Genomic DNA, 26279 nt, shown 5'->3' with positions numbered 1-26279 from the left:
AGAAACGGCCACCGCGGGGGGCTGGCTGCGGTGGCCGTAAAATCCGCCAGCCGGGGCAAGGCTGGCCGGGGTGTCCGTCATCGGGGCCCCTGAAAAGGAAACCCCGGGAGAAGGACCGTGAGACGGGGAGTCTCGTGCGCACCGTGGCGACCCCTGTGAAGGATGAAGCCACCGTCCTATGTCCTAATTTGACCGGGAAAGTGGCGAAAATGTGATTTCGCCCTGCGGTGATTTGACTGTCCGCCACCCTCTGGACCCCTGCCGGCCCTGCCGACGACTTCGGTTTTCCTGGAGAGGCCGGCCCCGGATTCTGGACCCCGGGCAGCGCCGCGGGCCCGGCGCTCCGTGCAGGGTCCGTCTGCGCCGCCGTAGCCGAAAAATCCCTTTTGCGCCGCCGGGGCTTGCCCTATATAGCGCGCAGTCGCAGCGCACGTGCCTATGGCCCCCACTCCCGCCCCCGCAACGGGCGGCGCCGTCAGCCCGGTGGGGTTATGCAACGACGCAACGCGTACCCCCGACCGTCCCTTAAACAAGGCGGCGAATTGGAGGCTACGATGGTTGATGTTGTTGTCGGTGGGCCGACCGCGCCCGCCTGTCTGCTTTCTCCCGCGTTCCTGTCCTTCCAGGTCCAGCCCGCACCGACGGGCTTCGCAGGTCAGTCTCCGGATTCCGGCAGCAAACCCTGTATGTGACCCGCCCAGGCCCGCCGTAAGGCCTGCCTGAGCGATCCCGGGCCCGCGAGGCCCGGCGTTTCCCGTTTCCCGCACATCCCGGCCGCCTGCCGCCTCGGAGTCCTGAGATGACCGAGAAGATTGCCCGATTCTTCGCCGAGAACCGTCCCGCCACGCCCTGCCTCGTGGTCGATCTGGACGTCGTCGCCCGCAATTACGACCGGCTGTCCGGCGCCCTGCCGGACGCGAAGATCTACTACGCCGTGAAGGCCAACCCGGCGCCGGAGATCCTGCGCCTGCTGACCGGCCTGGGCTCGTCCTTCGACACGGCCAGCGTGCCGGAGATCGAGGACTGCCTCGCCGCCGGCGCCACGCCCGACCGGATCAGCTACGGCAACACCATCAAGAAGGCCGCCGACATCCGCCGCGCCTACGAGCTGGGCGTGCGCCTGTTCGCCTTCGACAGCGAGGCGGAGCTGGAGAAGATCGCGGCCAACGCCCCCGGCAGCCGCGTCTTCTGCCGCATCCTGACCTCCGGCGAGGGGGCGGACTGGCCGCTGTCGCGCAAGTTCGGCTGCGATCCGGAGATGGCGCGCGACCTGCTGCTGCGCGCCGCCGCCCTGGACGTGGTGCCCTACGGCGTCTCCTTCCATGTCGGCAGCCAGCAGCGCGACCTGGCCCAGTGGGATGCCGCCCTGTCCACCACGGCCGCGATCTTCCGCGACCTGGAGGAGAAGGGCGTGGCGCTGCGCATGGTCAACATGGGCGGCGGCTTCCCGACGCGCTACCGGACCGACGTGCCGGGTACCGATGAGTACGGTTTCGCCATCGACGAGGCGCTGCGCCGCCACTTCGGCAACCGCATCCCGGAGACCATCGTGGAGCCGGGCCGCGGCATGGTGGGCGATGCCGGCATCATCCAGTCCGAGGTGGTGCTGATCTCGCGCAAGTCGGCCAACGATCTGCGCCGCTGGGTCTATCTCGACATCGGCAAGTTCGGCGGGCTGGCCGAGACGATGGACGAGGCGATCCAGTACCCGATCGAGACGGAGCGCGACGGCGGCCCGGCCGAGCCGGTGATCCTGGCCGGCCCGACCTGCGACAGCGCCGATGTGCTGTACGAGCGGGCGGAGTACCGGCTGCCGGTGGATCTCCGGATCGGCGACCGCGTGGCGATCCGCGCCACCGGGGCCTACACCACCAGCTACTCGGCCGTGAACTTCAACGGTTTCGCGCCGCTCCAGGCCTATTACATCTGACCCCGGCGGGGGAACGGTCGCCGCACCGTTCCCCGCCACTGTCCCCGCCACTGTCCACCGCTGGCATTCCGCGGGCGCAACCGGAAGCGGTGATCCCGCCCCGAACTGCGAACGGTCCGCATTATCAAGACAAGCCCCTGATGAAGCGGCCCCGGCGGGCCGCGTTCCGCGGGACCGGCGCCGCGACAGGCTGAACTGGCACTGCCCGATCTGGCTGCAACTGCGTATTTTTTCTGCAACACTTCTGCGCAAAGTCACACCGGACGCCCCCTGCGTCAGGGCAAACCCTTGCAAATCAGACGCTTCGGCGGCTTCATCAGCGCGGACGCCGCTGGCACCCTTGTTGCTGCGGCGCAGAACACAAAAAAAGCCTCTTCGAAACGAATAAGCCTCAAAGGAGCGGTTCCATGCGTATGAGCCGGTTGTTCGCTACCACCGCCGCCGCGGCCCTGCTGTTCGGCGCCGCCGCCGCCCAGGCCCAGGATGCCCCGTTCACCATCACGGGTTCCGCCACCCTGACCACGGACTACGTGTTCCGCGGCATCAGCCAGACCGACGAGGGCGTCGCCGCCCAGGCCGGCCTGAACCTGGAGACCAACTACGGCGTCTTCGCCGGCATCTGGGGCTCCAACGTCGATTTCAACGACGGTGACGAGGCCAGCGCCGAGCTGGATTACTTCATCGGCTACACGAACACCATCGGCAACTTCGGCTACACCGCCCAGGTTCTGTACTACACCTATCCGGGCGCCGACAGCGACCTGGACTACAATTACTGGGAAGTGGGCCTGAACGTCGAGTACACCATCGGCCGCTTCACCCCGAAGGCCTCCGTGTACTACTCGCCGGAGTATTTCGGCGATGCGGGTGACGCCTGGTACGTCTCCGGCGGTCTGGCCGCCGCGGTCACGGACAACCTGGGCGTGGACGTCAATGTCGGCCTCCAGACGGGCGACGCCTGGGCCGACGACGTGGTTGACTGGTCGTTCGGCGTGACCGCCAGCCACTTCGGCCTGGACTTCGCCCTGCGCTACCACGACACCGACATGGACGCCGACCTGGCCGACGAGCGCGTCGTGTTCACGGTCTCCAAGTCCTTCTGATCCGGAATCATCTCCGGTTCGTGCGACGGCCGGCGCCCCAGGCGCCGGCCGTTTTCATTCGGCGTTGTTCTTCCGGTCCGCGCTATCCCGGTCCGCAGCGGGTGCCAGCGCGTCCAGGGCCGGCACCAGACGCGCCATCGCCGCGTGCAGCCGCTCCGCGGAGCTGGCGAAGCACAGGCGCAGATGCCCCTCCCCGCCCGGACCGAAGGCGCAGCCGGGTGCCAGCCCGACGCCGCAGCGGTCCAGCAGATCCTTGGCGAAGGCCAGCGTGTCCGTCACCCCCGGCACGGCCAGGAAGGCATAGAAGGCCCCGGCCGGCGGCAGCAGCCGCACCCCCGGCACGGACGCCAGCGCCGCCGTGACGATCCCCCGCCCGGTCCGGCAGCGCTCCAGTGTCGCCGCCAGGAAGTCCTCGCCCTGCTCCAGGGCCGCCAGCCCCGCCATCTGGATGAATTCCGGCGTGCCGGAGGTGTTGATCTGCACCAGCTTCTCCAGCACCAGCCCCAGCGCCGGCGGGGTCACCAGCCAGCCCAGGCGCCAGCCGGTCATGGCCCAGTTCTTGGAGAAGCTGTTGACGACGATCAGCCGGTCCTCCGGCCCCGCCAGCTCCAGGAAGGACGGCGCGACGGCCCGCTGGCCCGGCGCGCGGTCATAGACCAGACGGCCGTACACCTCGTCCGCGATCAGCCAGATCCCCGTCCGCCGGGCCAGCGCCCACAGGTCGCGCAGACCGTCCCGGTCCAGCATCCAGCCGGTCGGGTTGCTGGGGGAATTGACGAACAGCGCCCGGGTCCGCGGCCCGATGGCGGCGGCGACCCGGCCGGGGTTCAGGCGCCAGCCGCCGGGGCCGGGCTCCAGCGGCACCGGCACCACGACGCCGCCCAGCAGCGTCACCGCCGACATCACGTTGGGCCAGACCGGGGTGACCACCACCACCTCGTCCCCCGGCCCGACCAGCGCCTGCAAGGCCAGCATGATCGCCTGCATGCCGGAGGAGGCGACGGTGATCCGCTCCATCCCGACCGCCACGCCATGGTTGCCTGAAAGATAGGCAGCCAGCCCCTCGCGCAGCTCCGGCAGGCCGCGCTGCCAGGTATAGAAGACGCGCCCGTCGCGGATGGCGCGGTCGCAGGCCTCGCGGATGAAGTCGGGCGTGGGCACGTCGCCCTCCCCGACCCAGAGCGGGATCAGCCCCTCCCGCCCGCGGCCGTACTGGACCATCTGGACGATGCGGGTCTCCTCCAGCCCGGCCACGACGGGACGGAGACCGGGCAGGTCGTGCAGGATCGGCATGGCGGGCTTCCGGGCGGTATCGGCCCCCAGTGGGGCAGGGCGGGGCAGGGGCAGGGGCGGGGGCGGAACGCAAACACGCCACGATAGCATGCCGCCGCCCGGGCGGAAGCCCGCGCCCGCCCTGGTCCCTTCCCTGCCCCCGGTCCCGTGCGGGTCAACCCCGCGTCCGGAACCCCGTGCGGGTCAACCCCGCACCTGAAACACCGTGCGGGCTACCCCCGCACCTGGCAACCCGTGCGGGTCAACCCCGCACGTCGGCCAGATCGGCGGTCAGCAGCCGCGACGGCGGCAGCCGCAGGGTGGCGGTGGTGCCCTCCCCGAACACGCTCTCGATGAAGAGCTGGCCGCCATGCAGTTCCGCCAGCCCGCGCGACAGGGCCAGCCCCAGCCCGGTGCCCGGATTGATCCGGGCATAGATGTTGTCCACCTGGTTGAAGGGGATGAAGACCTTCTCCAGATCCTCGGCCCGGATGCCGATGCCGGTGTCGCTGACGGCGATGCTGAGCCCGCGGGCCGGATCGGCCTGCACCTTCACCCGCACCGACCCGCTGGGGGCGGTGAACTTGATGGCGTTGGACAGCAGGTTCAGGACGATCTGCTTGAACTTCACGTCATCCACCAGCACGGGCGGCAGGCCCGGCGGCACCTCCAGCCTCAGGTCGATGCGGCGCTCCATGGCGCGGGCGCGCACAATGCGCTCGCAGCCGGCCAGCAGCTCGCCCGGATCGCAGATGCGCTCGCGCAGCTCGACCTTGCCCGCCTCCATCTTGGAGACGTCCAGGATGTCGTTGATGAGGTTCAGCAGATGCCGGCCGCTGGCGGCGATGTCGCTGGCATAGCCGGCCTTGGCGATCGGGCTGCCCTGCTGCTTCAGCTCGCTTTCCAGCACCTCGGCGAAGCCGATGATGGCGTTCAGCGGCGTGCGCAGCTCATGGCTCATGTTGGCCAGGAACTCGCTCTTGGTCCGGCTGCCCAGCTCGGCGGCGGCCTTGGCCTGCTCCAGCAGGCGCTCGGCCTCATGGCTGGCGATGGCGATGGCGGCCAGATGGCTGGCCCGCCGGGCCATCTCCATCTCCCGCACATCGGGACCGCGGGCGCTGGTGTGGTAGACGGCGAAGGCCCCCAGCGGCTTGCCCTCCGCCGTCAGGATCGGCAGCGACCAGCAGGCCCGCAGCCCCGATCCGGCCAGGGCGGGGCGGAAGCCCTGCCAGTTGGGATCGGCCTCCATGTCGGTGGTGATGGTCGGCCGGCGGTCATAGATGGCCGGACCGCAGGAGCCGACGCCGGGACCGATGGCGACGCCGTCCACGGCGGCCAGAAGGCCGGTCGGCAGATGCGGGGCGGCCCCGATTCGCAGATGGATGCCGTCCGGTTCCAGCAGCATGACGGAGCAGGCACTGCCCTCCACCTGCTGCTCCACGCCTTCGCAGACGCTCTGCAGGATGCGCTCCTGCGGGGCGCGGCTGGCGGTCAGCTCCAGGATCTCGCGCTCCACCGTCAGCATCCGCTCGGCGCGCTGGCGTTCGCGGTTGTCCTCGTCGAGCTGGTGGGCGTTGCGCTTGAAGACGGAGACGGCGCGCGCCATCTCGCCGATCTCGTCATGCCGGTCGGGCACCGGCACCTCCGCCTCCAGGTCGCCGTCGGCAAGCTGGCGCATGCTGCGGGTCAGCCGCACGATCGGCGCCAGCACCCGGAAATGCACGACGCCGACGGCGATCAGCGTGGCCACGACGGCGGCCAGCATCTCCAGCGCCGACATGCCCAGCAGCCGCACCGATTCGGCCTGCCGCACCAGCGCCGCCTTGTCGGCGCGGTCCATGGCGGCGCTCAACAGGTCGGTGACGGCGTTCAGCCCGGCGGTGGCCGCCGCCGGCAGCGTGCCCGCCTCGACCGGCACCTGGGCCAGCAGCCGGGCGCGTTCCGCGAAGTAGCTGGTCAGAAACAGGTTCTGCGCCCGGGCGAAGGCATCCGCCAGCAGCGGATCGCCGGTCTGTTCCACCAGTTCACGGGTGCGCTCGAAGCGCAGGGTCAGGCGCTGGCCGGCCTGGTCCAGAGCGGCGCGCCGGTCCGGCGTCAGGATCGGCGGGACAGCTTCGGCCCGGATCAGGGTCAGGATGTCGCGGCCGGCCTCCTCACGCAGGCGCAGCCCCTCCGCGATCAGGAGTTCCAGCGGCACGGCCTGACCGCCCCGGGCCAGCGCCGGCTGGTTCAGCGCGATCAAGATGCGGTGCATGGACTCGGCCTGGGCGTTCACCGACTCCAGCCAGACCTCGCGCAACCCCGGCTCGCGCTCGGCCGCCGGCAGGGTGATCGCCGCGTCCAGGCGGCGGCGCACCGCCTCCACCCGCCCGAAGGCGGCCGCCAGCTCGTCCGCCAGCGCCGGCACGGCGCCGTCGGTACGCTGGCGGAGCTGCGACAGCGCCTGTTCGATGTGCAGGTTGACGATGCTGCGGTGGTCGGCCAGCGTCCGTTGCACCTCGGCCGACACGGGGTCGGGCGAGGTCAGGGCTGTGAGACCGACCGAGCGTTCCAGGGCGAAGTCGCGGATGCCCAGCAGCAGATCGGTGCTGATGCGTTTCAGTTCGATCACCGAACGCGCCGCCCGCCAGTCCCGCAGCTCCGCCTGAATATCGGACGCGGTGCCGATGAACTGGAGCGTCGCCAGCATGATCAGCGCCCCGAACAGGGCTGCGCGCATGCACTCCTCCTGACCGGCCCCCGGACATCCCCGTCCGGACGGACCGCCCCTAGCAATAAAGCCACCCCGAATGACCAGCCAATTTAGGCGACAGACACCCTGTTCTGCAAACGGAAGAATGAAAAAATATCGGAGGGATATATTCGGAACATTGGAGAACCGGGGCACCGACCGCCGTTCGATGAATATTCAACAGTTCAGACGCATGCAGAGGGGGACGCGGAGGGGCGGAATGTCCTATCCTTAAGTTGGGATTGTCCCCCGATGCCACCGCAGCGACCTTTCAGCGATGACCGACAGCGATGCTTCCGCAACTCCCGGTACCGCCGAGGACCGGCCAGAGGATCATGACGGGCTTGTCTTCGACGACGAGTCGCGGGACGCGCTGCACATTCTGCCGCTGGGCATGCTGCCGATCGCCACGCCCGGCCTGCGCCGGGCCAAGCTGATCAAGAACGCGCGCCTGGAAACCGTGGTGGAACTGTTCCACGACCGCCAGTCCGGCAGCGGTCAGGTCAGCGCCGACCATCTCGGCTCGCTGTTCCCCACGCACAAGAAGGAACTGCGCACCGATCTGGTGCAGGTCGGCAAGCTGGTCCGGCTGAACAGCTTCGACATCTACACCCTGCGCAAGGAGCTGCGCCGCATCGGCATCCCGGTCAACGACGAGCGCCACCTGCGCCTGTCCGACAGCAAGCGGTCGGAGCTGACCGGCTACATGAAGCACTTCACCCGGCCGCTGCTGCAGCAGGTCTATGGCGGCGAGGAGCGCAGCATCGACGATGTCTCCGACATCCTGAAGATGCTGGCCAATCCCGACCGGGACGAGGCGCTGCGGAACCTGCGCATGCTGTCCGACAAGCTGAAGGTCGGGTTGCAGGACATCCCCGACTTCCTGGAGGAGTACGGCGATACCTTCCTGTCGCTGGCCTATTTCCGGAGCTGCCTGGACGGCCTCGTGCCCGACGTGCAGCGATTCATGAAATGGGCCCTGGACGCGGCGGACAGCGAACTGATCTCCCGCGACCGGCAGATGATGAAGATGCTGTCGGAGGTGCAGTCGAAGCTGACCGGCATCACCACCTCCATCACCGGCCGGTTCGAGGCGTTCGACCGCCGCAGCAAGGATTTCTGGACCGACATCAGCGCCGACAGCTTCCGCACCGTGCGGCACCAGATCGAGAGCCACCATGTCACGATCGGCGGCGTGCTCTGCGGGCTGGCGGTGAAGATGGCGCTCTGGCGGGACCGCTTCCCCCATGGCGGCGGCGGCCCGCAGAAGCGGGTGGAGTTCGTGCGCTCGGAGATCCTGCCGGGCCTGGACCACATCAACGCCATCGAGCGCAGCGCCGGCGCGGCCTGAACCGGCCCGGCGCGGGTGACATCCGTGGCGGCCCGTTTTGGTCGTTGCGCATGAGAATAATTATTACTATAGCCCCTCCCGGACCGCGGGCGGCCCGATCCCCCGCGACGATCCAGGAACCGACGATCCGAAGATCCCGGAGGGGGAGACATGCAGAAGACCTGGTGGCTGGACGCCGCGCTGGCGGTGCTGGCGGCGACGGCACCCGCGTCGGCGCAGGAGGCGGGGACCGCGACCGGAGAGGACGCCGCGGCCGACCGCCCGATCGACGAGATCATCGTCACCGGCGCCCGCCAGCGCAGCGGGGCCGCGACCAAGACCGACATTCCCGTGATCGAGACGCCGCAGCCGATCAGCATCGTGCCGGCCGAACTGTACCAGGCGCAGGGGGCGCTCTCCGTCGCGGACACGCTGCGCTACGTCGCCGGCGTACAGGCCAATCCCTACGGGCCGGACAGCCGGGTGGACAGCAGCTTCATCCGCGGCACCAACCCGTTGCAGTTCCGCGACGGCATGCGCGACCTGTTCAGCTACTACGCCAGCATCCGTGCCGACCCCTATACCTTCTCCCAGGTGGAGGTGGTGCGCGGCCCGGCCTCGGTGCTGTTCGGCACCACCTCGCTGGGCGGCCTCGTCAATCTCGTCTCCAAGACGCCGCGGTTCGAGACGGGGGGCGAGGTGTCGCTGCGCTACGGCTCCTTCGACCGCAAGGAGGCGCTGGCCGACGTGACCGGAACCCTCGCCCCCGGACTGGCCGGGCGGCTGGTGGCCCGCGTCCGCGAGTCGGGCACCCAGACCGACCATGTGCCCGACGACCGCACCCTGCTGGCGCCGTCCGTGCGCTGGCAGCCGGGGCCGGACACCGACATCACCCTGCTCGGCCTGTACCAGGAGGATGACGGCGGCTCCACCTCGCAGTTCCTGCCGGTGGTCGGCACCCTGCTGCCGAACCCGAACGGCCGGCTGCCGGACAGCCTGTTCATCGGCAAGCCGGGCTGGGACCGCTATGACGGGCGGCTGCGCCAGGGCACCGGCATCGTGGAGCACCGCTTCACCGACCGCGTCCGGATGAACCTGCGCGCGCGCTACGTGGACAGCGACCTGACCTACCTGACCCACTATCCCGACAGCTACGCCAACCCGACCAACCCCTACCTGGACCCCGCCCGGCGCCTGATCGGCCTCTATGCCGACGGCAGCAAGGCGCGGATGGACATCTTCTCCACCGACAACAACCTGCGCGTGGACTTCAACACCGGCGCGGCGGTGGAGCATGTCGTCCTGGCCGGCGTGGACTACAGCTGGAACCATGTCCGCAAGAAGGGCGGGTTCGGCTACGAGATCATCGACATCTACGATCCGGACTACGACGCCCTGTCCGACTTCGGCGGCGGCCTGCCGGCCACCGACCCGACGGAGGACGTGGCGCAGAAGCAGCTCGGCTTCTATGTGCAGGACCAGATCCGGCTGTGGGACCGGGCCTCGGTCGTGCTGGGCGGCCGGCGCGACCGGGTCCGCACGACCAATGCGGGCAGCCCGACGGAGGAGGCGGAGGCCACCTCGCTCCGCGCCGGGCTGATCGTGGAGGTGCTGACCGGCGTCTCCCCCTTTGTCAGCTACACGGAATCCTTCGAGCCGATCGCCGGCACCGCCAGCGACGGCGGGGCCTTCGATCCCAAGCGCGGCCGCCAGTACGAGGCCGGGGTCAAGTTCCATCCCGACGACGCCACGCTGCTGACCCTGACCGGCTACCACATCAAGGAGAGCAACCGGCCGGTGGACGACCCCGCGACGCCCGACCCGTTCGACCAGACCCAGGCGGGCTCGCTCACCTCCAAGGGTTTCGAGGTGGAGGCGAGCCGGCTGCTGCCGGGGAACTACGAGATCATCGCCAGCTACAGCTACACCAAGGCGGAGATCGAGGAGGAAGGCACCCAGTTGGAGAACGTGCCGAAGCACAACGCCTCGCTCTGGGGGACGAAGACGCTCGATCTCGGCAGCGAGGCCAGACTCCGGCTGGGCGGCGGCGTGCGCTACGCCGGCGCCAGCCGGTCCTACGGGGCGGCCTTCCCCGACGGCCTGCGCACGCCCTCCTACACGCTGGTGGACGCGCTGGCCGAGGTGACCTGGCGGAACTGGCAGTTCACGCTGAACGCCACGAACCTGCTGGGCAAGGACTACTATTCGGCCTGCCTCGCCCGCGGCGACTGCTTCATGGGGGCGGAGCGGACCGTCTTCGGCACCCTGAGCTACCGCTTCTGAGCGGCCGGACGGCGGCCCCCCGCGGGGCCGCCGCGCCCCGGCGGGCGCCTCACGACGCCGGGGCGGCGGGCACCAGCGTGCGCGGCAGCAGCAGCCAGTAGCGGCCCGGGCTCTTCATCCGGCCGGCGCGCAGTTCCGCCTCCGGGCCATGGCCCCAGAAGACGTCGCCGCGCACGGGGCCGCGGATGGCGCCGCCGGTGTCCTGCGCCACCAGCAGCCGTTGCAGCCGCCGGGCCGGGTCCAGCGGGTCCTCCGCATCCAGCCAGAGCGGCGTGCCGTAGGCGACAAAGCTGCGGTCCACGGCAAGGCTGCGGCCCGGCGTCAGAGGCACGCCCTGGGCGCCGACCGGGCCTTCCCCGTCCAGCAGGCGGAAGAAGACATAGGAGGGGTTGCGGTTCATCACCTCGGCAGCGCTGGCGGGGTTCGCCTCCAGCCAGGCGCGGATCGACTGCATGGTGACCGCCTCCTTCGCCATCGCGCCGCGGGCCACCAGCTCGCGCCCGATGGCGACGTAGGGATGGCCGTTCTGCCCGTCATAACCGACGCGCAGCTCCGTCCCGTCCTCCAGCACCACGCGGCCGGAGCCCTGGATCTGGAGGAAGAAGGCCTCCACCGGATCGTCCACCCAGAGCAGTTCCAGGTTGCGCCCCTTCAGCGCGCCGGCCTCGATCTTCGCGCGGTCCTCATAGGGGCGCAGCCGGCCGTCCACGACCCGGCCGGCGATGCGCTCGCCCTTCAGCGCCTCGCGGAATTCGCCCAGATCGACCATCACCAGATCGTCGGGGCGGCGCAGCAGCGGCGTCTGGAACGGCCCGTGCTGGCGGCGGGAGCCGCGCAGCAGCGCCTCGTAATAGCCCGTGAACAGGCCCTCGTCCGTGCCGTTGTTGCCGGCCAGCCAGGGCCGGAACCAGGTCTCGAAATAGGCGCGGGCGGCCCCTCCGTCGCCGGGCGGCACGGCGGCCAGGGCGGCGCAGGCCGGCTTCCAGTCGGCGATGCGGCCCAGCATGCCCTGCGGCCCCAGGGTGCGCCCGTCCGGCTGCGGCGCCAGCCGGGCGCAGGAGCGGGCCAGCACCGGCAGCGCCGCCGCATGGTCGTCCCCGGCCCAGCCGGGCAGGTCGCGGAAGTCGGCGGCGGCGAGCGTCAGGCGCGCGGGCGGCGGCTCCTTCGGCGGGCGCGGGGCGCCGCAGCCGGCGAGCGCGGACAGGAGAAGGGCGGCCAGCACGAGGCCGGCGCGGGTCGGGCGTGTCTGTCGGGGCATGGCTCGGGCGGGGTCGCGGGAAGGATGCCCCTTGCTACCCAAGCCCGGCGCGGGGGGAAAGCGGCAATAGCGTGGCAGGACCCCGGAGCATGGCCGGGGAGCGTCCGCCCCGAAGCGACGCCCTGCCCCCGCGGGAACCGGGTGCCCGTCGCCGGGGCACCCGCGTCTCGCGTCAGGGCACCCGCGTCTCGACCAGCAGCCAGTTCGGGTCCGGCGAGCGGGTGTTGCGGCTGAAGGTCCAGATGTCCACGACCTCGATCGCCTCATCCGGGTCGCCGTCCACGACGTCGCCGGCGGCGTTCACCGTGCAGTCCACCTGATGGGTGATGAACCTGATGGTGACCATGGCATGGCGACCATCCATCCGCGCTTCCTTCAGATCGACGGACTCGAAGGCGGTGATGCGGGTCTCCCGCGTCTCCCCGGCGGCCTGACGCTTGCGGATCGCCTCGGCGAAGCCGTCATAGACGTCATCCGCCAGCAGCGGGCGCAGGGTCGGGGTGTCGCCGTCGGCGAAGGCCTTCACGATCATCTCGAAGGCGGCCTTGGCCCCTTGCAGGAAGTGCTTCTCGTTGAAGGTCGGGTCGGCCGCGCGGATCTGCCGCAGCCCCTCCTCCAGGGAGATCGGACCCGTTTCCACCGGGAGCGGGGCCTCGGGCGGGCGGCCACGGTCGGGCAGCGGAACCACGTTGTCGGATTCCGCCGGGGCGGGAGCCTGACCGGCCTTCGGCGGCGGCGTGAAGGGGTTGGGACGCTGCCGCTCCTCGCCATGCCGGCGCCCGAGGACGCTGCGCAGGCGATACACCAGGAACGCGGCGACCATGCCGAAGATCAGGATGTCGAAGAAATAGAAACCTTCACCCATGCGAGTATCCTGCCACCTTCGGTTCTGCGGGGCGGCCCCGGCGGGGACCGCTTGCCCGGTGGTCGGGCCGGTGAACGGGTCTGTGATCGGCCGGTGGCCGAGCATGTCGGGGACCCGTACCCCTTTCAACCTGCCCGTCCGATCATTAACTCCTGATGGACGCTTCGTGTCGCCGTCCTGTTACCGCTGCCCTGGCGCCGATCCTCTCTTGCCGCGATACTCTTGCCGCGATACGTGGCCCGCAAGGGCCTCGCCCTTGAGCGGAGAAGCCCTTGAGCGGGAAAGAACGTCGGGGCGGGTGCGGTGACCGGGGCGGAATACCGCCTGCCAGCCCGACCGGCTTTCCGGTTAGATAGGCCGTTTCCCATAATTGAGCAAGGACGCCCATGCGCTTCCTTCTTTTCTTCCTGCTTCTTCCCCTGGCCGAGATCGCCGGATTCGCCTGGGTCGGCAGCGCCATCGGCGTGCTGCCGACGGTGCTTCTGGTGGTGCTGTCGGCCCTGGTCGGCATCGGGCTGCTGAAGCGGCACGGCATCGACACGCTACGCCGCGCCCAGGACCGCCTGGACCGCGGCGAGCCCCCGGTGCAGGAGGCGTTCGACGGGCTCTGCCTGGCGCTCGCCGGCCTGCTGCTGGTGATCCCCGGCTTCCTCTCCGACATCGCTGGGCTGCTGCTGTTCCTGCCGCCGGTGCGGTCGTGGCTGTTCGGGCGGATGAACATGGTCGTGGTCACCACAGGCCCGGCCGGGGTGCGGCCGGGCGGCCCGCTGGACGGCGCCGGCCGGCCCGGCGGCCGCGCCCATGGCGGCCCCGACGTGATCGAGGGCGACTGGGTCGAGGTGCGCGAGGAGCGCTACCGGCTGGAGGGCGAGGGCGGCGACGATACGCCGCCGACCGAAAGCCGCTGGCGGCCGCCCGGACGCTGAGGTCGGGAGGCTGAGGGCCGGCGCGGGCGCTGAGGGCCGGCCGCTATTTCGGCGGCCGGCGGTTGGCGAGCTTCCACTGGCTGGCCTGGCTGAAACGCCGGGCCAGAAAGTGGTAGGTCTTCTTCAGCAGCGCCTCCAGCGCCGGGCCCTTGTCGAGCGGCGGCATCTCCGCCCCTTGCAGCGCCTGCCAGTCCTCCAGCAGCTCCTCCCACGGCATCAGGCACTGGTGCAGGTCGTCGCGCATCTCCCGGATGTAGGCGATGTTCTGCTCGAACTTGCGCAGCATGACCAGGATCTCCCCGGTCTGCGCATCGACCTGGGCGAAGCGCGCCTCCAGATCGGCCAGCGGCGGCAGGCAGAGGGTCTGCATGCGGACGATCTCCTCCCGCATCGTGCGCTCGGCCTTGTAGATGCGGTGTGCCGTCTCCAGCCCCTGGCGGATCATCGCCAGCAGGTGCATGCGCTCGCGCAGCCCCTCGATGTAGGCCAGTTCCTGCGCCAGCAGGTCCACCCGCTTCTCCACCTCCTGTTCGACATCGCCCGACAGCGCGAGCCGGTCCGCGATCATGCGGAAGGCCTCATGGACGCGGGCCTTGGTGGTCGGGTCGCCGACCACCTGCTCCAGATGCTCCAGGCTGGTGATGACCGTCTCCCCGCCCGTCATCCAGGTGACGAGCTGCACCGTCAGCCGGGCGCGGGCGATCTGGTAGTGCTTCTCGTCCACCCGCCAGGAGGCGGTGCCGTCCAGCAGCTCGTTCGGGATGCTGTCGCCGGGCTTGATCTGGCGGACGTATTTCAGCCCGCGCGCGGCCATGTCCAGGAGCTGGCCGTCGAAGCTCTTGGGGTCGATGTTGAACTCCGCGCAGAGCTTGTCGAGCGCGACCTCCGCGTCGTTCTTGCCCAGGCGGAAGCGCATCACCGGCTCCTCCGTCGTGGCGGACAGGATGAAGCGCGCCCCTTCCAGGGTGAAGACCTTGTGGTCGAACAGGAAGTGGGTGGCGCGGTTGGGGCCGGGCTGGATGCCTTGGCTCATGGCTCGGGATCGGGTTGCGGACAGGGGGTCGGGGGACGGGCCGGGCGACGGTTTCCGGCATGCCCCGGGAGCCGCCGATGATACCACGTCCGAAAAAGCCGAGCAGGGCTTTGCCAACATGGCGCCGGCGCGCTAGCCTCCCGCCCCGGTCACAGCAACCGGACAGTCCCATGCCGCACCCGCCCGTTCCGCCCGATGCCCGCGAAGCCATCCGCATCGAGGATCTGCACAAGAGGTTCGGCGATCTGGAGGTGCTGAAAGGCGTGTCGCTGACGGCGCGGGAGGGCGACGTGATCGCCCTGATCGGCTCGTCGGGGTCGGGCAAGAGCACGCTGCTGCGCTGCATCAACCTGATGGAAGTGCCCGACGAGGGCCGCGTCTCCATCCAGGGGGAGACGATCCGCATGACCCGCGACCGCGCGGGTGCCGTGCGCCCGGCCGACCGCCAGCAGGTGGACCGCATCCGTCAGCGCCTGGGCATGGTGTTCCAGAACTTCAATCTCTGGACCCACATGACCGTGCTCCAGAACGTCATCGAGGCGCCGGTGCATGTGCTGGGCCAGCCGAAGGAGGCGGCGGTGGAGCGGGCCCGCGCCCTGCTCGCCAAGGTCGGGCTGGCGGACAAGCTGGACGCCTATCCGGCCCAGCTTTCCGGCGGCCAGCAGCAGCGCGCCGCCATCGCCCGCATGCTGGCGATGGAGCCGAAGGTGATGCTGTTCGACGAACCGACCTCGGCCCTGGACCCCGAGCTGGTGGGCGAGGTGCTGCGCGTCATCCGCACGCTGGCGGACGAGGGCAACACCATGCTGATCGTGACGCACGAGATGGCCTTCGCCCGCGACGTCTCCAGCAAGGTGGTGTTCCTGCACCAGGGCCGGATCGAGGAGGAAGGCACCCCCGACGAGGTGTTCGGCAACCCGCGCAGCGAGCGCTGCCGCCAGTTCCTCTCCCGCGAGACGGCGTACTGACCGCCGCCCCCCGGCGCCGCTACTCCCCGGCGGCCCCGGCCTCGATCGCCTCCATGTCGGCGTCGGAGAAGCCGAAATGGTGGCCGATCTCATGGATCAGGACATGGCGCACCAGATGCGTCAGGTCCTCCCCCGTCTCGCACCAGTAGTCCAGCAGCGGCCGGCGGTAGAGGTAGATCATCTCCGGCCCGCGCGGCAGGTCGGACACGCTCTGGAACGGCAGGCCGACGCCGCGGTAGAGCCCCAGCAGGTCGAACGGGCTTTCCAGGCCCATCTCCTGCTCGGTCTCCTCGTCGGGGAAATCCTCCACCCGGATCAGCACGTTGCGCACATGCTGGCGCAGTTCCTCCGGGATGGTGTCGAAGGCGCGGGCGGCGATCGCCTCGATCTCCTCCAGCGTGGGGGCGGTCGTGAAACGGCGCAGGGACGCCATGGGGTTCCTCTCGTGGTGCGGGTCCGGAGCTTGCCGCGCGCGCTTGACGTGGGCAAGCGTCCGGGCCACGTCAATGGCGGCGGGGCCGCGGGGTCCCGCAGAGAAACGGCACAGGGAGGAGAGCATGGCGACGACACAGACGGGGACGCTCACGGGCGCGGCACTGACGGGCGCGGCTCGGGCCGAGGCGCTGGCGGGGCTGGCGGCGTGGCGGGAGGTGGAGGGGCGCGACGCCATCCGGCGCAGCTTCGTCTTCCCCGACTTCAACGCCGCCTTCGGCTTCATGACGCGGGTGGCCCTGCTGGCGGAGACGATGAACCACCACCCGGAATGGTCCAACGTCTACAACCGGGTCGAGGTCACGCTGACGACCCACGACGCCGGCGGCGTCACGGCCCTGGATGTCCGCATGGCCGGTTTCATGGACGGAATCGCCGGCTGACCGGCGGCCGGACCGCCCCCGCTGCCGCTCAGTCCGCCGGGAAGTACCGGCGGGTGCGGTTCGCCAGCGCCACCAGCGACAGCATCACCGGCACCTCCACCAGGACGCCGACGACGGTCGCCAGCGCCGCCCCGCTGTCCAGCCCGAACAGGCTGATGGCGACCGCCACCGCCAGCTCGAAGAAGTTGGAGGTGCCGATCAGCGCCGCCGGGGCGGCGATGGCGAAGGGGATGCGCCAGATCCAGGCCCAGGCGTAGGCGATCAGGAAGATGCCGTAGCTCTGCACCAGCAGCGGCGCCGCGATCAGCGCGATCAGCAGCGGCTGCGCCAGGATGCGCCCGCCCTGAAAGCCGAACAGCAGCACCACCGTGGCCAGCAGCCCGACCACCGTCCACGGCTTGCAGCGGGCGGTGAAGGCGGTCACGGCGGCCGCGCCGCCGCGGCGTTCCAGCCGCCGCCGGGTGGCGTAGCCGGCTGCCAGCGGGATCACGACATAGAGCAGCACCGCCAGCAGCAGCGTGTCCCACGGCACCGCCACCTCCGTCACCCCCAGCAGCAGGGCGACCAGCGGCGCGAAGGCCAGCACCATGATCAGGTCGTTCACCCCGACCTGGACCAGCGTGTAGGTGGCATCGCCGCGCGTGAGCTGGCTCCAGACGAAGACCATGGCGGTGCAGGGGGCGGCCCCCAGCAGGATCAGGCCGGCGATGTACTGCTTGGCGTCGGCCGGGTCCACGAGGTCGCGGAACAGCCCTTCGAAGAACAGCACGCCCAGGGCGGCCATGGTGAAGGGCTTCACCAGCCAGTTCACCACCAGCGTCACCGCCAGCCCCTTCGGCCTGTCGCCCACCCGGCGCAGGGCGGCGAAATCCACCGACACCATCATCGGGTAGATCATCACCCAGATCAGCAGGGCGACGACCAGATTGACGTTCGCCACCTCCAGCCCGCTCAACAGCCCGAACAGGCCGGGCGCGACGCTGCCCAGGGCGATGCCGCCGGCGATGCACAGCGCGACCCAGAGCGACAGCCAGCGCTCGAACAGGCCGAGCGGGGCGGCCCCGCGGTCGTCGGCGACGGCGGCGGTCATGCCCCGCCCCCGGCCGCCGTGGCAGCGTCGAGCGTGGCAGCGTCGAGCGGGGCCGCGCCGATCTCGTCCAGCCGGCGCTTCAGGCTCAGCCGGTCCAGGGCGCGGATCGGCAGGTTGACGAAGATCTCCAGCCGGCGGTGGATCATGCGGTAGACGTCCGCCGCCACGGCATGCTTCTCCGCCTCCGGGCCGGTGACGGCGGAGGGGTCGGGGAAGCCCCAGTGCGCCGTCATCGGCTGCCCCGGCCAGATCGGGCAGACCTCCCCGGCGGCCTGGTCGCAGACGGTGATGACGAAGTCCAGCGCCGGCGCGTCCGGACCGGCGAACCCGCTCCAGTCCTTGGAGCGGGCGTCCGACAGGTCGTACTTCAGGCTGGTCAGCAGCGCGCTCACGGCCGGGTTCAGCTGCCCCGACGGATGGCTGCCGGCGCTGTAGGCGCGGAAGCGGCCACCGCCGATCCGGTTCAGGATGGCTTCGGCCATGATGCTGCGGGCGCTGTTGTGGGTGCAGAGGAACAGCACGGAATAGACGCGGCTTCCGGGGGTGTCGGCCATGGTCCTCTCCTGGTGGGCGGGTGCGGGCGGGCCCGGCGGCGGGATCAGCGCTCGGGCGGGTGGCAGGACGGGTCCGGGCAGGCGGGACCGGAGCCCGGCGGAACGCTGTCCGGGATGCCGCACAGATCCGGCCGGCCCTGGCAGCAGTCCTCCAGCAGGAAGGCCATGAGCCGCCGCGTGCCCTCCAGGTCCGTGGCGTAGAAGACCTGCCGCTGCACCCGCCAGGAGCGCAGCAGCCCCGCCCGCTCCAGCGCCGCCAGATGGTGCGACAGGGTGGAGGCCGCGACGCCCGCCGCCGCCGCGATGTCCCCCGCGCTCAGCCCCTCCGGCCCCCGGCGCACCAGCAGGCGGAAGACGGTCAGACGGGTATCCTGGGCCAGGGCGGCCAGCGCCTCGACGGCCTTTCTCGTTTCCATATTTCGACGATAATCGAATTATCGAAGCGTGTAAAGGCCGACCGGCCGCACCGGCTGACCGCCGGCGGGCCGGAAACCAATCCGGCCGCCGCCGGTTCTCCCCGGATCGCAACCCGATCCCGGAACCGGAGACCGGCCATGTCCCTGCGCGAGATGATCGCCGACCACCCCGACGTCCGCGGCGACCTGAACCCCGCCCTGGCCGCCTGCATCGAGGAGACGCTGGCCTGCGCCCAGGTCTGCACCGCCTGCGCCGACGCCTGTCTGGCGGAAGGCATGGTGGCCGAGCTGCGCCAGTGCATCCGGCTGAACCTGGACTGTGCGGACGTGTGCGCCGCCGCGGGCGCCGTCGCCACGCGCCGGACCGGCGGCAACGTGCCGGTGATCCGCGCGCTGCTGGACGCCTGTGCCCTGGCCTGCCGCCGCTGCGGCGAGGAATGCGCCCGCCATGCCGGAGCGCACGCCCACTGCCGCCTCTGCGCAGACTCCTGCCGCCGCTGCGAGGCGGCCTGCCGGGAGGCGCTGGAGAGCCTGCCGGCCTGATCCGTCCGGGGACGGGTGTCAGGCGGCGCGGGGGGCGCCGACGGCCAGCAGGTCGGCCAGCGCCTCCGGCTCGGCCGCGTAGCGGCCGAAGGGGGACGCCGCCCCGCCCGTCAGGCGCAGGATCAGGCCCGCCAGCGCCTCACGCGCATCCTCCCAGGAGATGCCGGAGAGGAAGCGCAGGCGCAGCGTCTCCGTCCGCGGCGGCTCCGCCAGCCGGGCGTAGAGCCGGTAGATCACGCTGTGGTCGGGGTCCTTCGGCAGGCCGGCGGGGCGCCCGTCGTCGTCCAGCGAGGCGACGAAGGCGCGCACGGCCCCGGCCTCGGGAAACAGCGGCAGGGCGGCCAGCAGGCCCGCATCGTCATCCCCGTCGGCCCCGTCGGGCAGGCGCAGGGCCGGAGCGTCGGCCGGCCCCACCCGCAGGCGGGCATCCTCCGCCAGCCCGAAGGCCAGCAGCGCGGCGGTGAAGCGGTGCAGGGCGTGCTCCGGCAGGGACGGGGCGTCCGGCAGCAGTGCGACCAGGGTACGGCCGCGGCGGGAGCGGGCGACGGCCGGATGGATCAGGCGCGGCAGGTGGGAGAGGTCCAGCGTCCCGGGCACGGCCACCTCCACCGCGGCGGCGGTGACCGGAGGCGAGATCCCGCAGACCAGCGGGGAAACGGCGAGCGTCATGGTGCAGCCCTTGCGGTTGCAGGGTCGCCGGAGTGCGTGTCGGGGGTCTGGAAGGGCCGCGGAGAGCGGGGAGAAGCGACCAGGACCACCGACTTGCGCCGGCGGCCCTTGGTTCGATCGTCAGAAGCGCGAACGGTGGGCCGCCATGTCGGTGGTCCACCAATAAAACGAAAAGGATGGAAAGCTCTTCGTCATCGACGCGCAACTCCGTGAGGCCGACAGGGGTATCACGGTCCGGCGACCGGCGCAACCGGGTGCGGCACCGTGGCCGCGGCCCCGCGGCCGGCGGTTCAGACCGGCTCGAAGTCGAGCCCGATGTCGAAGTTCCGCACGCTGTGGGTCAGCCAGCCGAGCGAGATCAGGGTGACGCCCGTCTCCGCCACGGCGCGCACGCTCTCCGGCGTGATGCCGCCCGACGCCTCGGTGATCATGCGGCCGCCGACCATCGCCACCGCCTCGCGCAGCGTGTCCGGCGCCATGTTGTCCAGCAGCACGGCGTCCACCGGCAGGGTCAGCAGCTCGGCGAGCTGCTCCAGCGTGTCCACCTCGACTTCGATCTTGACCATGTGCCCGGCGCGGGCGCGGGCGCGCTGCACGGCGGCGCGCAGGCCGCCCGCGGCGACCAGGTGGTTGTCCTTGATCAGCACCGCGTCGTCCAGGCCGAAGCGGTGGTTCTGGCCGCCGCCCACCCGCACCGCGTACTTCTCCAGCGCGCGCAGGCCGGGGGTGGTCTTGCGGGTGCAGACGATGGCCGCCCCGGTGCCCTCGATCGCCCGGACCAGCGCCGCCGTCTGGGTGGCGATGCCGCAGAGCCGGCCCAGCAGGTTCAGCGCCGTCCGCTCGGCCGAGAGGATCGGCCGCGCCGCCCCTTCCACCACGGCCAGCACGCCGCCCGGCTCCACCGCCGTGCCGTCCGGCGCCTCGATGCGGACGGCGAGCGTCGGGTCCAGCAGGCGGAAGGCCAGCAGGGACGGCTCCAGCCCCGCCACGACGCCGGCCTTGCGCGACCGCAGCACGGCGCGCGCCCGCGCCCGCGTGGAGACGCAGGCCTCGGCCGTGATGTCGCCGGCGGGCCCCAGATCCTCCAGCAGGGCGCGGCGGACCAGATCCTCGTAGAGGAGCGGATAGGGCGGGGAATGGTACATCGGGGGTTCCAGGTGGAAGGCGGCGGTGCCGCCGGATTGTTCCGGAAATGGAATGAACTGCGGCGGGTCTCAGTCGGAGCCGGCGAGCGCCAGTTCCGGCGGTTCCGCCGCGGCAACGGTTCCCGCATCCGCGGGGTGGTCGAGGGTCACGGTCCGGTGCCGGCGCCAGACCGCGCGCGGCTCCGGCCAGTCGGTGCGGAAATGGGCGCCGCGGCTTTCGCAGCGGGCCAGCGCCGCCTGCACGATCAGGCGGGAGACGATCAGGCGGGAGCGCAGTTCCGCCGCCGCCCGCACCCGCGCCCCGGCGGCGCCGTCCGGCCCGGCCGTGCCGGCGCGCGGCAGCGCGTCCGCCTCCCGCTGCAGCCCGGCCAGGGCGGCCGCCGCCGCCTCCAGTCCCGCGCCGTCGCGCACCAGCCCGCAGCCGGCGGACATGACGGCGCGCGCCCGGGCCGACAGCACCTCGGCCGCCGCGGCATCCGCCGGCAGCGCCGGGACCGCCGGGACCGGCAGCGGCGGCAGGGCGGGCACGGGCTCTGCCAGGATGGCGGCCGCGGCGCGCTCGGCGAAGACCAGCGCCTCCAGCAGCGAGTTGGAGGCCAGCCGGTTCGCCCCGTGGACGCCGGTGCCCGCCACCTCGCCGCAGGCCCAGAGGCCGGGCACGTCGCTGCGGCCGTCGCGGTCGGTGGCGATGCCGCCCATGTGGTAGTGCGCCGCCGGGGCCACCGGCACGGGCTGCCGCACCGGGTCGATCCCGGCCTCGGCACAGATCCCGGCCACGGTGGGAAAGCGCGCCGCCCCCCCCGCCGCCCAGATCGCGCGCAGGTCCAGCAAGACCGGCTCGCCGCGGGCGACGCGGCGGCCGATGGCGCGGGCCACCACGTCGCGCGGCGCCAGTTCGGCCAGCGGATGCTCCGCCGGCATGAAGCGGCGACCGGCCCCGTCCAGCAGCAGCGCACCGGCCCCGCGCAACGCCTCCGTCAGCAGGGGCGTGCGGCCCGGCGTGTCGGTGGCGAGCGCGGTGGGGTGGAACTGCACGAACTCCAGGTCGCGCAGGCCCGCCCCGGCCAGGGCGGCCAGCGCCAGCCCGTCGCCCGTCGCCTCGGCCGGGTTCGTGGAATGGCGGTAGAGCTGGCCGATGCCGCCCGTCGCCAGCAGCACGGTGCCGCAGCGGTGGAAAACCCAGCCGGCCCCCTGGTCCACTGCCCCGTCGCCGGCCTCTCCGTCCCCTGCCCCGTCACCCGGACCGGCATGGAAGGCCAGCAGGCCGCAGACCCGGCCGCGCGCCCGCACCAGCTCCCAGGCCACGGCCCCGGTGCGGACCGTGATGTGCGGCGCCTGCCGCACCCGCTCCGCCAGCCAGCCGACCACGGTGCGGCCGGTGGCATCGCCGCCGGCGTGCAGGATGCGGGGGGCGGAATGCGCGGCCTCCCGCCCGACGGCGGGACGGCCCCCGGCGTCGCGGTCCACCGGCAGCCCGGCGTCGATCCAGGCGGCCAGCCGTTGCGCGCCCTCGCGGGCCAGCAGGTCCGCCAGGGCGGGATCGGTCAGGCCGGCGCCGGCCTCCACCGTGTCGGCGGCATGGGCCTCGGGCGTGTCGTCGGCCCCCAGCGCCGCGGCGATGCCGCCCTGCGCCCACAGGCTGGACCCGCCGGGCAGCCCTTCCGTCTTGGTCAGCAGCGTCACCCGGCGCGGCGCCAGCCGCAGCGCCGCGACCATGCCGGCAAGGCCGGAGCCGACCACCAGCACGTCGGTGCAGGACACGGCGACGCCGTCCATGATGCTCCCTCCTCCCGCGGCGCGGGTCAGCGGCTCAGCTCCAGCATCCGGTCCACGGCGCGGCGGGCGCGCGCGGCCACGGCGGCATCGACCTCCACCCGCGGCTCCAGCGTCGTCAGCGACTGCAGGATGTTGGACAGGGTGATGCGCTTCATGTGCGGGCACAGGTTGCAGGGCTTCACGAACTCCACCGCCGGGTTCGCCGCCTCCAGATTGTCCGCCATGGAGCATTCGGTGACCATCAGCACCCGCTTCGGCCGCTGCGTCTCCACGAAGCCCTGCATCTTGGCGGTGGAGCCGACGAAGTCCGCCTCCGCCAGCACGTCGGGCGGGCATTCGGGGTGGGCGATGATGATCAGGTCGCCATGGAACTGCCGGCGGTAGGCGGCAAGCTGCTCCCCCGTGAAGCGCTCATGCACCTCGCAGTGGCCCTTCCAGGCGATCACCTTCTTGCGGGTCTGGGTCGCCACCCACAGGGCGAGATATTCGTCGGGGATGCAGAGCACGCTGTCGCCGGGCAGCGCCTCGATCACGTCCACCGCGTTGCCCGAGGTGATGCAGACATCGCTCTCCGCCTTCACCGCGGCGGAGGTGTTGACGTAGGTGGCGACCGGCACGCCGGGATAGCGCTCGCGCAGCAGGCGCACGTCGGCCGCCGTGATGCTCTCGGCCAGGGAGCAGCCGGCGCCCGCGTCCGGGATCAGCACGGTCTTCTCAGGGTTCAGGATCTTGGCCGTTTCGGCCATGAAATGGACGCCGGCCAGGACGATCACGCCGGCATCGGTGCGCGTCGCCTCGCGCGCCAGGGCCAGGCTGTCGCCGACGATGTCGGCCACGCAATGATAGATCTCCGGCGTCTGGTAGTTGTGCGCCAGGATGACGGCGCCGCGCTCCCGCTTCAGCCGGTTGATCGCCTGCACCAGCGGCGCATGGAACGGCCATTCCACCTCCGGAATGACATGGCGCACGCGGTCGTAGAGCGGCCGGGTCGCTTCGGCGACGGCGGGGGTGTAGGCAAGGTCCATCTCGGCGATGGCCATGGGGACGTCCTCCGGTTCCGGCCCGCGTCCGGCCGGCGGGACGCGGCGGCGGACGGGACTTATGCTCGATTTGAGCATTTATCTGGTTATGCTCGCGCAGAGTAAAAGGGGGAGTCAAGCCGGACCTGCACGCTGCGTCACAGCGCCGTCATATTTTTTCCGAGTGTCGCGTTCCGATCGGGGCAGCCGTGGCGACGGCGCCCCGATCGGGGAGCTTTCCCATCCGCCGCGTCCGTCCGCGGCGCGGACGGGCGATCCCGTCCGGGCTGCGGGCGGGGTCCGTCGGAAGGTCCTGTCGGTATGGTTTGACAAGTGAAACGGCTTGCCCCATCGTTGTCCGTACATTTACCGGACAGAGGGAACGGCGATGTCAGCAGTGACGGATCTGGGGCGGCTTCCCGATACCCTGGCGGCCGCGGCCGACGAACGGCGGAGCGACCGGATGGAACAGCGCGTCCGCCCCTCGGTGAAGCGGACGATCGAAGCGGCGGCGCTGCTGGCCGGGCAGGACACCTCGGACTTCGTCACCAAGGCCGCCTTCGACCGGGCGCTGGCGGAGCTGGAGACGCGCTTTTCCACCCGTCTGCCGATCCAGCAGTTCGAAGCCCTTGCCGCCGCCCTGGACACCCCGCCGTCGCCCAGCAGCGCCCTGCGCGATCTGATGGACGTCTATGAGCGGGTGGTGGATGAACCGATCTGCTGAGACGCTGCCGCGCCTCCGCATCGAACCGCTGGGACCGGAGCATGTGACGGCCGGCTTCGACGCCGGGATGCCGCTTGTGAACGCATACCTTGCGGACGCGCTGGCCCTGCAGGCCGTGCATCTGGGCCGCGCCTTCGTGGCGGTGGAGAGCGGCGACGCGCGGGTGCGCGGCTTCTACACCCTGCACGGCCACCGCATCGACGGCTGGCGGACGGGGGCGGCGGCGAAGCTGCGCCCCGACGCCGCCGCGGGGGCCATCCGGATCGCCGGCTTCGGCGTGGACCGGCGCTACCGCGGGCGGGGCATCGGCACCCTGCTGTTCGCCGACGCCCTGCGCCGGGCGAAGCGCGTCAGTTCGGAGGTCGGGGTGCAGGCTGTCGTGCTGGACGCCACCGACGGGCGGGCGGAGGCGTTCTACCGGGGCTACGGCTTCAGCCCCGTGGGACCGCCGGAGGTGGCCCCGCCCGGCCGCCTCTGGCTGCGCATCGCCGATGTGCCCTGACGGCGCGCCGCCTCAGTCCAGGGCCAGCACCATGGCCTTGAGGTACTGCGTCTCCGGCAGCAGCGGGTGCACCGGATGGTCCGGGCCGGCGCCGGCGAAGCGCAGGATGCGGGAGTCGCGTCCCGCCTCGGCCACGCCGCGGGCGACCTCCTGGTGGAACAGCGGCGGCTCCATGTTGTGCGAGCAGCTCGCCACCAGCAGCATCCCGCCGGGGGCGGTCAGCCGGGCCGCGGCCTTGGTCATCTTGCGGTAGGCACGGCTGCCGACGGCCAGATCCTTGCGCGACTTCACGAAGGCCGGCGGATCGCAGATCACCACCTCCCAGCGCTGGCCCTCGGCCACCAGCTTCTCCAGCTCGTGGAAGGCGTCGGCCTTGCGCGCCTCCACCCGGTCGGCGCAGCCGTTGGCCGCGGCCGCCTTCAGGGCGATGTCCAGGGCGGCCTGCGAGCGGTCCACCAGGGTGACGTGGGCGGCGCCGCGGGCCGCGGCCAGCACGCCGAAACCGCCGGTGTAGGTGTAGAAGTCGATGGTGCGCCTGCCGCGGCAGAGGTTGGCGATGAAGGAGCGGTTGTCGCGCTGGTCGAAGAACCAGCCGGTCTTCTGCCCGCCCGAGAGGTCGGCGAAGAAGGTGGCGCCGTTCTCCTCCACCGGGATCAGGCCGGAGACCTCGCCCTTGGCGACCCGCACCTCCTCCGGCAGCCCCTCGTAGGAGCGGGCGGCGCTGTCGTTGCGCAGCACGATGGCGCGCGGCGCCAGCACCGTGTCCAGCGCCTCCAGGATCTCCGGCAGGCGGGCGTCCATGGCGACCGTGTTGGCCTGCACCACCACCGTGTCGCCGTAGCGGTCCACGATCAGCGCCGGCAGCCCGTCGCTCTCGGCATGCACCAGCCGGTAGAAGGGCCGGTCGAACAGGCGCTCGCGGATCTCCAGCGCGCGGCGGATGCGGGCGGCGAAGAAGCCGGCATCGACGCGCACGGCCGGATCGCGCGACAGGAAGCGGCAGGCGATCAGCGTGTGCGGGTTGAAGGTGGCGAGGCCGAGGAAGCCGCCGCCGGCATCCAGCACCCGCACGATGGACCCGGCCGGCAGCGCCTTGGCCGCCGTGTCCATCTGGACCTCGTTGGAATAGACCCAGGGATGGCCGTGCTGGGCGCGCTTGTGGCGGCCGGCCTGGAGACGGAGAACGGGGTAGTCCTTGGCGGACGCGGAAGCGGGGGCGATGTCGGTCATGGGGCGGAAGATAACGCCGCCGCGCCGGCTTGCAACG

24 protein-coding genes are annotated in these 26279 nt (G+C 71.4%); 10 read left to right on the top strand and 14 right to left on the bottom strand.

Translation table 11 applies throughout. From position 1 onward, the window contains the following. Window positions 1-799 precede the first annotated feature (799 nt). Together RC1_RS14390 and RC1_RS14385 are read left to right on the top strand one after the other, a co-directional pair. Window positions 800-1930, top strand: coding sequence for a type III PLP-dependent enzyme (locus RC1_RS14390; protein ID WP_012568157.1), 1131 nt, complete (start codon window positions 800-802; stop codon window positions 1928-1930). 407 nt (window positions 1931-2337) lie between these two features. Next, the gene (locus tag RC1_RS14385) at window positions 2338-3033 is read left to right on the top strand and encodes a TorF family putative porin (RefSeq protein WP_012568156.1); all 696 of its coding nucleotides are present in this window, start codon (window positions 2338-2340) and stop codon (window positions 3031-3033) included. A 54-nt stretch (window positions 3034-3087) separates the two neighbouring features. On the opposite strand, the gene RC1_RS14380 is transcribed toward RC1_RS14385, so the two are convergent. Beyond that, window positions 3088-4326: a pyridoxal phosphate-dependent aminotransferase gene (locus RC1_RS14380; protein WP_012568155.1), complete on the bottom strand. Its 1239-nt coding sequence runs from the start codon at window positions 4324-4326 to the stop codon at window positions 3088-3090. 241 nt (window positions 4327-4567) lie between these two features. Beyond that, the gene (locus RC1_RS20255; RefSeq protein ID WP_012568154.1) at window positions 4568-7024 is read right to left on the bottom strand and encodes an ATP-binding protein; all 2457 of its coding nucleotides are present in this window, start codon (window positions 7022-7024) and stop codon (window positions 4568-4570) included. A gap of 289 nt (window positions 7025-7313) precedes the next feature. Here RC1_RS20255 and RC1_RS14370 point away from each other — a divergent pair, with 289 nt between their 5' ends. Together RC1_RS14370 and RC1_RS14365 are read left to right on the top strand one after the other, a co-directional pair. Beyond that, window positions 7314-8387 (top strand): hypothetical protein, encoded by a 1074-nt coding sequence (locus RC1_RS14370; RefSeq protein ID WP_012568153.1) that lies wholly within the window; start codon window positions 7314-7316, stop codon window positions 8385-8387. A gap of 150 nt (window positions 8388-8537) precedes the next feature. Further along, window positions 8538-10649, top strand: coding sequence for a TonB-dependent siderophore receptor (locus RC1_RS14365; protein ID WP_012568152.1), 2112 nt, complete (start codon window positions 8538-8540; stop codon window positions 10647-10649). A gap of 49 nt (window positions 10650-10698) precedes the next feature. Here RC1_RS14365 and mltA read toward each other — a convergent pair whose 3' ends face one another. Further along, on the bottom strand, window positions 10699-11907 hold the full coding sequence (gene mltA / locus RC1_RS14360) for a murein transglycosylase A (protein WP_012568151.1): 1209 nt from the start codon (window positions 11905-11907) through the stop codon (window positions 10699-10701). Window positions 11908-12079: 172 nt separating this feature from the next. Next, window positions 12080-12772, bottom strand: a complete 693-nt coding sequence (locus RC1_RS14355) for a Tim44/TimA family putative adaptor protein (protein ID WP_012568150.1) — start codon at window positions 12770-12772, stop codon at window positions 12080-12082. A gap of 386 nt (window positions 12773-13158) precedes the next feature. Here RC1_RS14355 and RC1_RS14350 point away from each other — a divergent pair, with 386 nt between their 5' ends. Continuing rightward, window positions 13159-13698: an FxsA family protein gene (locus tag RC1_RS14350; protein WP_012568149.1), complete on the top strand. Its 540-nt coding sequence runs from the start codon at window positions 13159-13161 to the stop codon at window positions 13696-13698. A 43-nt stretch (window positions 13699-13741) separates the two neighbouring features. On the opposite strand, the gene RC1_RS14345 is transcribed toward RC1_RS14350, so the two are convergent. Beyond that, complete coding sequence (locus tag RC1_RS14345; RefSeq protein WP_012568148.1) at window positions 13742-14731, bottom strand: hypothetical protein; 990 nt, start codon at window positions 14729-14731, stop codon at window positions 13742-13744. 170 nt (window positions 14732-14901) lie between these two features. On the opposite strand from RC1_RS14345, the gene RC1_RS14340 reads away from it, so the two are divergent. Next, complete coding sequence (locus RC1_RS14340; protein WP_012568147.1) at window positions 14902-15699, top strand: ABC transporter ATP-binding protein; 798 nt, start codon at window positions 14902-14904, stop codon at window positions 15697-15699. A 19-nt stretch (window positions 15700-15718) separates the two neighbouring features. Here the strand turns inward: RC1_RS14340 and RC1_RS14335 are convergent, their stop codons facing one another. After that, the gene (locus RC1_RS14335) at window positions 15719-16132 is read right to left on the bottom strand and encodes a metallopeptidase family protein (protein WP_012568146.1); all 414 of its coding nucleotides are present in this window, start codon (window positions 16130-16132) and stop codon (window positions 15719-15721) included. A gap of 124 nt (window positions 16133-16256) precedes the next feature. On the opposite strand from RC1_RS14335, the gene RC1_RS14330 reads away from it, so the two are divergent. Then, window positions 16257-16574, top strand: coding sequence for a 4a-hydroxytetrahydrobiopterin dehydratase (locus RC1_RS14330; protein WP_012568145.1), 318 nt, complete (start codon window positions 16257-16259; stop codon window positions 16572-16574). A 28-nt stretch (window positions 16575-16602) separates the two neighbouring features. Here the strand turns inward: RC1_RS14330 and arsB are convergent, their stop codons facing one another. The 3 genes from arsB to RC1_RS14315 are packed head-to-tail and all read right to left on the bottom strand — an operon-like array spanning window position 16603 to window position 18634. Beyond that, window positions 16603-17664 carry an ACR3 family arsenite efflux transporter gene (gene arsB / locus RC1_RS14325; RefSeq protein WP_012568144.1) on the bottom strand — a complete coding sequence of 354 codons (1062 nt, stop codon included), beginning with the start codon at window positions 17662-17664 and terminating at the stop codon, window positions 16603-16605. Beyond that, a complete protein-coding gene (locus RC1_RS14320; RefSeq protein ID WP_012568143.1) occupies window positions 17661-18218 on the bottom strand; it encodes an arsenate reductase ArsC in 558 nt (185 codons plus the stop codon). Before RC1_RS14320 ends, arsB begins: the two co-directional genes overlap by 4 nt. Before the next feature lie 44 nt (window positions 18219-18262). Next, window positions 18263-18634, bottom strand: a complete 372-nt coding sequence (locus RC1_RS14315; RefSeq protein ID WP_012568142.1) for an ArsR/SmtB family transcription factor — start codon at window positions 18632-18634, stop codon at window positions 18263-18265. A gap of 138 nt (window positions 18635-18772) precedes the next feature. Here RC1_RS14315 and RC1_RS14310 point away from each other — a divergent pair, with 138 nt between their 5' ends. Further along, window positions 18773-19177 carry a four-helix bundle copper-binding protein gene (locus RC1_RS14310; RefSeq protein ID WP_012568141.1) on the top strand — a complete coding sequence of 135 codons (405 nt, stop codon included), beginning with the start codon at window positions 18773-18775 and terminating at the stop codon, window positions 19175-19177. An 18-nt stretch (window positions 19178-19195) separates the two neighbouring features. Here RC1_RS14310 and RC1_RS21140 read toward each other — a convergent pair whose 3' ends face one another. The 4 genes from RC1_RS21140 to nadA all read right to left on the bottom strand — a co-directional run bounded on the left by RC1_RS21140 (window position 19196) and on the right by nadA (window position 23807). After that, entirely contained in the window at window positions 19196-19846 is a 651-nt protein-coding gene (locus RC1_RS21140) for a nucleotidyl transferase family protein (RefSeq protein ID WP_012568140.1), read from the bottom strand. Between the two features lie 290 nt (window positions 19847-20136). Beyond that, on the bottom strand, window positions 20137-20991 hold the full coding sequence (nadC, locus tag RC1_RS14300) for a carboxylating nicotinate-nucleotide diphosphorylase (RefSeq protein ID WP_012568139.1): 855 nt from the start codon (window positions 20989-20991) through the stop codon (window positions 20137-20139). A 69-nt stretch (window positions 20992-21060) separates the two neighbouring features. Then, window positions 21061-22767 carry an L-aspartate oxidase gene (locus tag RC1_RS14295; protein ID WP_012568138.1) on the bottom strand — a complete coding sequence of 569 codons (1707 nt, stop codon included), beginning with the start codon at window positions 22765-22767 and terminating at the stop codon, window positions 21061-21063. Between the two features lie 26 nt (window positions 22768-22793). Next, window positions 22794-23807, bottom strand: coding sequence for a quinolinate synthase NadA (gene nadA, locus RC1_RS14290; RefSeq protein WP_012568137.1), 1014 nt, complete (start codon window positions 23805-23807; stop codon window positions 22794-22796). Window positions 23808-24174: 367 nt separating this feature from the next. Here nadA and RC1_RS20250 point away from each other — a divergent pair, with 367 nt between their 5' ends. Together RC1_RS20250 and RC1_RS20245 are read left to right on the top strand one after the other, a co-directional pair. Continuing rightward, the gene (locus tag RC1_RS20250) at window positions 24175-24510 is read left to right on the top strand and encodes a type II toxin-antitoxin system TacA family antitoxin (protein WP_012568136.1); all 336 of its coding nucleotides are present in this window, start codon (window positions 24175-24177) and stop codon (window positions 24508-24510) included. Further along, entirely contained in the window at window positions 24494-25012 is a 519-nt protein-coding gene (locus tag RC1_RS20245) for a GNAT family N-acetyltransferase (RefSeq protein WP_012568135.1), read from the top strand. Before RC1_RS20250 ends, RC1_RS20245 begins: the two co-directional genes overlap by 17 nt. A 12-nt stretch (window positions 25013-25024) precedes the next feature. Here RC1_RS20245 and RC1_RS14275 read toward each other — a convergent pair whose 3' ends face one another. After that, on the bottom strand, window positions 25025-26242 hold the full coding sequence (locus RC1_RS14275; RefSeq protein ID WP_041786568.1) for a class I SAM-dependent rRNA methyltransferase: 1218 nt from the start codon (window positions 26240-26242) through the stop codon (window positions 25025-25027). Between the last annotated feature and the right edge of the window lie 37 nt (window positions 26243-26279).

This window comes from Rhodospirillum centenum SW (assembly GCF_000016185.1).
Classification (GTDB): Bacteria; Pseudomonadota; Alphaproteobacteria; order Azospirillales; family Azospirillaceae; genus Rhodocista; species Rhodocista centena.
This window is presented reverse-complemented; position numbering and strand designations above follow the sequence as displayed.